10 protein-coding genes are annotated in these 8946 nt (G+C 69.7%); 1 reads left to right on the top strand and 9 read right to left on the bottom strand.

What is annotated here, in order from left to right; translation table 11 throughout:
• Positions 1-145: 145 nt before the first annotated feature.
• From G7Y49_RS11395 to G7Y49_RS11385, 3 genes are all read right to left on the bottom strand, one after another.
• Positions 146-802: a DUF948 domain-containing protein gene (locus tag G7Y49_RS11395; protein ID WP_165173927.1), complete on the bottom strand. Its 657-nt coding sequence runs from the start codon at positions 800-802 to the stop codon at positions 146-148.
• Positions 803-901: 99 nt separating this feature from the next.
• Entirely contained in the window at positions 902-2341 is a 1440-nt protein-coding gene (locus G7Y49_RS11390; protein ID WP_165173925.1) for a replication-associated recombination protein A, read from the bottom strand.
• 777 nt (positions 2342-3118) lie between these two features.
• The gene (locus G7Y49_RS11385; RefSeq protein ID WP_165173923.1) at positions 3119-3934 is read right to left on the bottom strand and encodes a UTP--glucose-1-phosphate uridylyltransferase; all 816 of its coding nucleotides are present in this window, start codon (positions 3932-3934) and stop codon (positions 3119-3121) included.
• Positions 3935-4046: 112 nt separating this feature from the next.
• Here G7Y49_RS11385 and G7Y49_RS11380 point away from each other — a divergent pair, with 112 nt between their 5' ends.
• Positions 4047-5111: an FAD:protein FMN transferase gene (locus G7Y49_RS11380; protein ID WP_241157404.1), complete on the top strand. Its 1065-nt coding sequence runs from the start codon at positions 4047-4049 to the stop codon at positions 5109-5111.
• Between the two features lie 151 nt (positions 5112-5262).
• Here G7Y49_RS11380 and G7Y49_RS11375 read toward each other — a convergent pair whose 3' ends face one another.
• From G7Y49_RS11375 to G7Y49_RS11350, 6 genes are all read right to left on the bottom strand, one after another.
• A complete protein-coding gene (locus G7Y49_RS11375; protein WP_165173921.1) occupies positions 5263-5664 on the bottom strand; it encodes a YbaN family protein in 402 nt (133 codons plus the stop codon).
• Entirely contained in the window at positions 5661-5861 is a 201-nt protein-coding gene (locus G7Y49_RS11370) for a hypothetical protein (protein ID WP_165173919.1), read from the bottom strand. The genes G7Y49_RS11375 and G7Y49_RS11370 overlap by 4 nt, the downstream gene beginning before the upstream one ends.
• 68 nt (positions 5862-5929) lie before the next feature.
• Positions 5930-6691, bottom strand: a complete 762-nt coding sequence (gene ccsA / locus G7Y49_RS11365; protein WP_241157403.1) for a cytochrome c biogenesis protein — start codon at positions 6689-6691, stop codon at positions 5930-5932.
• Between the two features lie 48 nt (positions 6692-6739).
• The gene (locus tag G7Y49_RS11360; RefSeq protein WP_165173908.1) at positions 6740-7507 is read right to left on the bottom strand and encodes a heme exporter protein CcmB; all 768 of its coding nucleotides are present in this window, start codon (positions 7505-7507) and stop codon (positions 6740-6742) included.
• Positions 7508-8221 (bottom strand): ABC transporter ATP-binding protein, encoded by a 714-nt coding sequence (locus G7Y49_RS11355; protein WP_206214685.1) that lies wholly within the window; start codon positions 8219-8221, stop codon positions 7508-7510.
• Between the two features lie 20 nt (positions 8222-8241).
• Positions 8242-8946 (bottom strand): cytochrome c-type biogenesis CcmF C-terminal domain-containing protein (locus tag G7Y49_RS11350; protein ID WP_304518565.1); only part of this gene is annotated, 705 nt, incomplete at its 5' end.

Raw genomic sequence — 8946 nt, 5'->3', positions numbered from 1 at the left:
GAGACGGCAGGCGCGGGGACGCCCGCCGGGACAGGAGCGGGCGGGGGCGGGACCGGGGCGCCCGCCGGCGCGCCAGGCGACGCTGCGGCGGGCGCGTGCGGCTCGGGCGTGATGGCGGGGATGCGGGAGAGGTCGGGCATGGGCCTTACGCCTTGTCCGCGTGCGCGGCGGAGGCGCTCGTCGCGCTGACGGCGCTTGTCGCGTCGGCAGCAGCGGCGCTTGCGGCGTCAGCGTCGGCAGCGGCGGCGCGACGCTCGCGCCGGTCGGCGACGGCGGCCTCGGCGGCATCCGCGGTGGCGTCCACCAGATCGCGCACGGCGCTCTGCTTGGCGGGCCTGCCCGCGCCGCCCAAGCGCACCGACTCCTCAGAGGCGCCGCGCGTCTTCAGGCGGGCGCGAACCTTGTCAGTCACCGAGCTCACCAGGTCAAGCGGCGCACTCGTGACCGAGTCGACCGTGTCCATGGTCTTGGTGACCGAGTCGGTGATCTGCGTGACGTCCTCGAGGATCTGGTCGACGCGCATGATCTCCAGGTTGGCCGCGTCAACGGTGAGCGACACGCGGTCGACGAGCGGGTCGACCTTCGACGAGACGGGCTCGAGCTGCGCGGTGATCTTCTCCACGTGGTCGAGCGTGGGCTTGATCTGCTCATGGAGCTCGCTCACCGTGTCGTTCACCTCGGACACCGCCTGGCGCGTCCTGCGGAAGGTGAGCGCGAGCTCCACGACGAGCCATACGAGCGCGATGCCGACGACTGCGTACACGACGGGAAGCGCGATGTTGAGCAATTCACCAAATTCCATTGCCGTTCCTCCTGATCGGGCTTTGAAGGCAAACTATAGCACTTCACCGTCCAATTCTACACAGGCAGGTCAGCGAATGCGCCAAGCGCCCACGCATCGTTACCCGCGCGTTGCGCCTCCCCCCGCGCGCTTCGGGGGCGCCGAGGCCGCCGCATCCGCCGCGCCCGGCGCCTTCGCGCCCGCACGTTGCGCCTTCTCCGTGCGCGGGGCGGGCCTTGCAGGCTGCGCGGCCTCGGCGCGGTCGCGTGCGGCGGCCTCGGCGCGGTAGGCCTCCCAGCCGCGATCGCTGGGGTGGTAGAAGCAGCCCCGCTCGAGCCCCTCGGGCAGGTAGCGCTGGTCAACCCAGCCGCCCGGGTAGTTGTGCGGGTACCGGTACGTGCCGTAGTTCTCCGATCCGGGGCGATGGCGGTCACGCAGGTAGTCGGGCACGTCGCGCCGCGGGCCGTGGCGAACCTCGGAGAGCGCCGCGTCGATGGCGGCCTCGGCGGCGTTGCTCTTCGGCGCGAGCGCCAGGTAGATGGCGGCCTGGGCCAGGTTGATGCGGCACTCCGGGTAGCCGATCACCTCGGCGCTCCGAAACGCCGCCTCGGCCACCAGAAGCGCGTTCGGGTCGGCGTTGCCGATGTCCTCGGACGCGGCGATGAACATGCGCCGCGCGATGAACTTGGGGTCCTCCCCGCCGTCGATCATGCGCGCGAGCCAGTACACGGCCGCGTCGGGGTCGCTTCCGCGCATGGACTTGATGAACGCCGAGATGACGTCGTAGTGCATGTCCTTGTTCTTGTCGTAGGGCAGCGCGCGGTGGGGCGTGGCGGCGCGCACCATGCCCTCCGTGACGGTCACGGGCGCCTCCGGCGCGCCGGGGCCTGCCATGCCCGCCGCGAGCTCGAGCGTGGTGAGCGCGTCGCGCCCGTCTCCCCCGGCCAGCGTGACGATGGCGTCGAGCGCGGCGTCCTCGAGCACGTAGGCGCCGGCAAGGCCGCGCTCGTCCGCGAGCGCGCGGCCCACGAGCAGGGCGATGTCCTCGTCGGAGAGCGCATGCAGCTCGACCACGCGCGAGCGCGAGATGAGGGCCGAGTTCACCTCGAAGAACGGGTTCTCGGTGGTGGCGCCCACCAAGACCACCATGCGGTCCTCCACGGCGTGCAGCAGCGCGTCCTGCTGGCTGCGGTTGAAGCGGTGTATCTCGTCGACGAACAGGATGGTGCGCAGGCCGCCCATGACGAGGCGCTTCTCCGCCGCGTCGATCTCGCGGCGCAAGTCCGACACCGTGCCGCCGATGGCCGACACCTCCACGAACGTGGCCTTCGTGGTCTCCGCGACCACATGGGCGAGCGAGGTCTTCCCCGTGCCCGCGGGGCCGAACAGTATCACCGAGCTCAGGTGGTCCTGCTCGATGGCGGCGCGCAGCCAGCTGCCCGGCCCGACCGCCTCGGTCTGGCCCACCAGCTCGTCAAGCGTGCGCGGGCGCATGCGCACCGCGAGCGGCGCCACCTTCGTGCGCTCGGCGTTCTCGAATTCTGTGAACAGCGTATCCATGCGACGCATCATACCATGTCTGCTCTTCACGAACAAATGTTTCTGTGAAACTTCTCGAAAAAGTTCGAGGGCCTGGACTTGGAACGAAATCCACAAGTTCGCCACTTGCGGTTCACGGGTTATTCAAGCCCGTCCCTTATACTGACGTCAGCAAGTTGATAGGTTCCCCTCCTACCTTGCTTGCCTGCTTTATCCCTTTAAAAGCAGAGCGGCGCAAAGCCGCATCATCCCCTCCTTTTGGCCCGGCGAGTTCCCCTCTCGCCGGGCCCCTTCTTTTCCAAGCCAAACATGGCCGAGGGGCATGAGGCAGAAGAGCGGTTAAGGCCCCGGGCGGCTTCCTGGACACGCAATCACGTGGAAAGGAAGATGTCGCGTTCAGGGGGTGAGCCCCTGGAAGGGCGTGCCTGCGGTCCAGCCACCGACAACGACGCTTTTCCATCCACCCCTCAGGTGATTCTGGATGAAAAGGGACCGTTATCGGCGGTTTCCTGGGAAAAGTGGATGCAAAAAGCGCGTTGTCGGTGGTTTTCGAGGCCCAAAGCACCGACAACGGGCGTTTTCCAGCCAGCTTTCCCGAGCTGTGGATGAAAGAGGGGCGTTGTCGGTGGTTCGAGCCGCGGTTGGGAAGAAGGCGTTGTCGGTGGTTCGAGCTCCAGGGGCCCCATGCCCCAAGGGTGCCCGAAGCCAGCGCCCAGGACATGAAAAGCGGGGCGCCGTCGGGGCGCCCCGCTTATTTGGGTCGGCGGATGCCGGCCGCGGTTGCGAGCAGCCGCGAGGCTAGCGGCCCTGCTTCTGCTTCCAGAGGATGTTGTTGGTCTCGAGCCAGCTCTCCACGGTGCCGGTGTCGAAGCCGTCAGCCGGGTCGATGATGAGCGCGTACATCTCCTCCTCCTTGAGCACGGCGTCGAGCGCGTCGGTGAGCTGGATCTCGCCGCCCACGCCCGGCTTGACGTCGGCCAGAAGCTCCATCACGCGCGGGCTCAGGAGGTAGCGGCCGAACACGGCCAGGTTGCTCGGCGCGTCGGCGAGCGCGGGCTTCTCGACCAGCGAGTCGACCTTCCACACGTCGTCAGCCACGGCCTCGCCGGCGATCACGCCGAAGCGGCTCACCTCCTCGTCGGGCACGGGCATGACGGCGATCACGCTCGCGCCGCCGTGCGCGTCGGAGACGGCCTGCATGGCGGGCAGCATCTTGTTGTTCGGCACGAGCACGTCGCCCAAGAGCACGTAGAACGGCTCGTCGCCCGTCTTCTCGGCCGCGCAGCGCACCGCGTGCCCCAGGCCCAGCGCCTCCTCCTGGTACACGTAGCTCACGTTCAGGTTGCCCACGTACTCCACCATGTCGGCGTAGGCGTCCTTGCCGCGCTCGCGCAGAAGCGCCACGAGCTCGGGGTTGGGGCTGAAGTGCTCCTCGATGGCCTTCTTCTCATGCGAGTTGATGATGACCACCTCGTCGGCGGCCGAAGCCAGGCCCTCCTCGACCACGTACTGGATGGCCGGGCGGTCAACGACGAGCAGCATCTCCTTGGGCTGGGCCTTCGTGGCCGGCAGAAAGCGGGTGCCCAGACCCGCGGCGGGAATCAGTGCCTTCATGTGTCTCCTATCTCACATGCCGAGGCGGCGCACGGCAGAACTAGCGCCATTATACGCCATGAAGCCCGATGGGCGAAGGCGGAGGGCGGCGGGGCATGCTACACTGGCGGGCATGGAAGCCTCCGCCGACACCCGCCCCGCCGACGCCGCTGATCGCGCGCTTGGCCACCCCGGCGGTCGCGCTCCCAGCCGCATGCCCGAGGGCGCGCTCGACCCCATCCCCCGCGAGGAGGAGGTCCGCGTCAGCGGCCCCGACGACGCCGGCCTCATGACGGCGCGGCTCTTCGCGTTCAACACCGCCGTCTCGCTGTCCGCCTACGGCGACGCGCCCGCCTGCCGCGCCGCGTTCAGCGAGGCCGTCGCAGCGTGCCGCACCTACGAGCGGCTGTTCTCCCGCACGCTCCCCCACTCCGACATCGCGCGCGTAAACGCCGCGGGCGGCGCGCGCGTGCGCATCGACCCGCGCACGTTCGACCTGCTCACGCGTGCGCTCCGCTACTGCGCGCGAAGCGAGGGCGCCTTCGACGTCACGGTGGGGCCGCTTGTGCGGCTGTGGGACTTCCGCGCGGGCATCGCGCCCGACGCCCGCGCGCTCGCACAGGCCGCGGCGCACGTGGGCTGGGAGAAGCTCGCGCTGACCGAGGAGCCCGGCGCGCCCGCGCGCCACTTCGCCCAGCTGGCCGACGAGGCGGCCGCCGTGGACGCGGGCGGCATCGCGAAGGGGTGGGTCGCCGACGAGCTCGACGCGCTCATGGGCGCGCGCGGGCTCTCCGGCTACATCATCAACTTGGGCGGCAACGTGGTGGTGCGCGGCAGCAAGCCCGGCGGCGCGCCGTGGAGGGTCGGCGTCCGCAGCCCGCGCGACCCCCGGCGCCTGGCAGGCGCCGTGCCGCTCGCCTCGGGCAGCGCGGTCACGAGCGGCACCTACGAGCGCTGCTTCACCGCGCCCGACGGCACGCTCTGCCATCACGTCCTCGACCCGCGCACCGGCATGCCCGTGCGCACCGACGCCGCGAGCGCAACCGTGATCGCCAGGAAGTCCATCGACGCCGAGGGGTTCTCCACCACGCTCCTGGCCTTGGGGACGGAGCGCGGCAGCGCGCTCGCTCGCCGCTGCCCCGAGATCCTCCAGGTCGTCTTCGTAACCGAGGACGGCCGCGTCACCACGCTGCGCTAGGGGCCGTTCGCGCCCGTCATCGCACGGCTGCTGCCGCGCTGCGCCGAAAGCGCCTGGGCGCGAGGCCAGATCCTTCGACTCCGCGCCCTTCGGGCGCTCCGCCCAGGATGACATAGGGGGATGGCGCGCTGCTCGCGCCCGCAAAGTCCCCCTACTCGGGCTCGGCTTCGCGGACCTTCTGCACGACCTCGAGGCCGACGGTGGGGATGCGCACGACCATGAGGTAGAGCAAAAACACCGCCACGCAGGCGAGGACCGCCCACACGAGCGGCTTCTGGACCAGGATCGCGCTGGCCGTCATCACCGCGAACGACACGGTGAGGATGCGCACCTTGGTGGACGCGGGGATGCCGCCCGCCTCCAGGAACGCCTCGACGTAGGTCTTGTACACCTTCGTCGACGTGACCCACGCGTGGCAGCGCGGCGACGACTTCGCGAACAGAAACGTCGCCAAGAGCAGAAGCGGCGTGGTGGGCAGCACGGGCACGAACACGCCGACGGCGCCGAGCGCGAAGCACGCCCACGCGCAGCCCAGGAAGAGCAGCCGCCTCATCGCTCGGATCGGGAGCGGGAGGCCTGCTCGGCCACGGCCTCCTCAAGCAGGCGCATCTGCGCCTCGGCGCGCTTGGTGCCGCGCATGATCATGAGCACGTACACCAGAAGCGCCGCCCACAGAAGCGCGTACGCCGCGATGAGGTACGGGGCCGACGGGATCACGGTGCTGTAGATCTCAACGAGGATGGGGTTCATGAGTGCTCCTTTCGAAAAACAAGCTCGCCTTCCCGGCAAGGTCGGCGAAGGTTGCTGCGGCGCCTGCGTCAGTCCTCCAGCAGCTCCTTGACAGCTTCCACGCGCTGCTCGAGGCGCACCTGGCGGAATCGCAGGCGGTAGAGCGCGAAGCCCACGCACAGCATGCCCGCCATGACGACGCCCACGCACAGGCCCATCTCGGGGCTCATGCCGCCCTCGCGCACCACCACGGGGTGGATGGACGAGGGGATCAGGCGCGTGACCATGAGGCAGATGGGCACGTCGACGAAGGCGATGATGCCGATGACCGCGGAGAACGTGGCACGGCGCTCGGGCTCGTCGATCATGTTGCGCAGCACCAGGTACGCGATCACGATGAGCATGAGCACGAGGTAGGTGGTGAGCCGCGGCTCCCACGTCCACCACACGCCCCACTCGAAGCGCGTCCACATCTCGCCGGTGATCATGGTCATGATCACGAACAGAAGCGAGATCTCCATGGCGATCTTCGCGCAGGTGTCGAAGCGCTGCTCGCGCGTCACGAGGAACCACACGCAGTAGTACGCGGCGAACGCCAGCGCGCAGAACGACACCATGGCGACCGGCATGTGGAAGAAGAATATCTTCTGCGAGATGAGCAGCTTGTTCGAGATCAGCGACCCGCCGATGAGCTCCGCGCCGCCCACGGTGGCGCCGCCCACGGGGGGCACCACGAGAAACGCCATGAGGAAGCCCGCCGTCGTGAGCAGCGCGCCCGCGACGAGCACCGCCGGCGCCACGCGATCAGGCCACTGCCCCGTCTCGGGCAGCTTGGTGGTTTTCTTCGTCACCTTCTCCGTCCTTTCCGCCTTGCGGCTCGCCAACGAGGCGTCACCAGGTTAGCTCACCACGAAATCATACAGCACCCACGACGCCAGGATCATGATCACATCGTAACCAGCGGCGAGCGCCAGCGACATCCCGAACACGTCAGCCAACGCGTCGCCGCCCACGAGCGCGGCCGTGGTGGCCGACACGCACGCGTAGAGCAGCGGGAAGATCACCGGCACGAACAGAAGCGCCAGCATGACGTCCTTCCCGCGCGTGTTCGCCGTGATGGTGGACAGCAGCGTGCCCACGCCCGCGATGCCGACCGACCCCACCACGAGCGGCGCGACCATGAGCGGCGCGGAGGCGCCGGGGTGCGCGAAGCTCGAGAAGAAGAACCAGAACAGCGGCACGGCGATCACCTCGACCACCAGCAGGAACACGAGGTTCGACGTGGCCTTCGCCAGAAACACCACGCCGCGGTCGAGCGGCGCGAGGAGCAGGCCCTCGATGCAGCCGTTCTCCTTCTCCGCCGCGAACGAGCGCCCGAGCCCCAGAAGCGAGGTGAACACGACGAGCGCCCACAGAAGGCCGCCCGACACCTCGAGGAACTCCCCGCCCGGGCGGGCGAACGACAGCGCCACGCCGTACACCACGATGACCAGCACCGCGTAGATGCCCATGGAGACGAGCATCTCCTTGGTGCGGAACTCCTGGCGCAGGTCCTTGCCGAGCAGCGTCTTGTACTGCGCGAAGCCGGAGGGGCGCTGCGGGCGCGCGGCGGGCGCGGGAGCCTGGGCGGCGGGGCGCGCGGCGGGCGCCTTCTGCGAGCGCGTCATCTAGGCCACCCCCGTTCCCACCGTGGAGCGGTACAGCGCGCGGAACTCCTCGGCGTCGAGCTCGTCGGCGCGCGCGAAGCGCACCACGCGCCCGCGCGCCATCACCATCACGTGGTCGGCCAGCGCGCGGCCCTTCTCCAAGTCGTGGCTCACCATGACGAACGTGCGCTCGGCGCGCACGCTGCCGATGAGCTCGTCGAATATCTCCACCGCGTGCGGGTCGAGGCCCGAGTACGGCTCGTCGAGCAGCACCACGGCCGGGTCGTTCACGAGCGCCCGCGCGATGGAGACGCGCTGCGTCATGCCGCGCGAGAACGTGCGCACGCGGTCGAGGCGGCGGTGGCGCAGCCCCACCGCGTCGAGCAGCTCGAGCACGCGGCGCTCGGGGTCGGGCACGCCGTAGAGGCGCGCGTAGAACAGCAGGTTCTCCTCGGCCGTGAGGTCGGGGTAGAGCATGGCGCTGTGCGAGATGAGGCCCACCGACGCGCGCACGGCGTCAGGCTCCTCCTTCGCGTCGACGCCGCCTATGCGAATGTCGCCCGCGCTCGGACGCGTGAGCGTGGCGAGCATGCGCAGAAGCGTGGTCTTGCCGGCGCCGTTCGGCCCGAACACCGAGAGGAACGCGCCGCGGGGCAACGCGAAGCTCACGTCGTCGACGGCGCGGCGCCCCCCGAACTGCTTGGTGAGGCCCCTGACCTCGATGGCCGCATCCATTCCTGCCCGCACCCCCTTAGCTACCTCGCGTCACGGGCGCCCTCGGCGAGGGCCTCCCCCGCATCCGAGGTCGACGGGCCGGCAGAGGCGCGGCCCGCTTCAGCGGCCTCGGCGGCGTCAGCGGGCTCAGCCGCTTCCGCACGCCCGGCGACGCCAGCGCGCCCGGCGGAGGCGCTCCTCCGCTTGCCGAGCAGCGCCACCACGGCGCCCGCCATGAGCAGCCCGAAGCCCACCCACACGAAGCCGATCAGCGGGTTCACGCGCACGTCCATGGAGAAGTCGCCGTTGGCGTTCACGCCGCGGTACACCACGAACAGATCCTCCGTCGGGAAGCTGATCACGCTCGCCACGAGCTTCTGCTGCCGCGTGGACTGGACCACCTGCACGGCCGGCGACACGCTGCCCACGTACGCGCCGTCCTTCAGCACGTCATAGTGCAGCGTGTAGAGGATGTCGTCGCCGTTCTCGGAGGGCGTGATCTCGTTGCCGGTGTAGAAGAGCTCGTAGTCCTTGATCTTGAACGGCTCGGACGCCGTGTCGGTCGCCTCGTCGTAGGGCACGTACCCCGTGACCTCGGTCACGTACATCGACGAGCCGATGAGGCCCACCAGGATGACGGCCATGGCCGTATGCGCGATGCCGCCGCCGAGCGTCGGGAGCAGGCGCCTCAGCGACCCGCCCGAGCCCGCGCCGGCCGAGCCCGCGCCCACGCCGGCCGCGCCCGA

It is taken from the genome of Adlercreutzia sp. ZJ242 (assembly GCF_011038995.1).
Classification (GTDB): domain Bacteria; phylum Actinomycetota; class Coriobacteriia; order Coriobacteriales; family Eggerthellaceae; genus CAAEEV01.
This window is presented reverse-complemented; position numbering and strand designations above follow the sequence as displayed.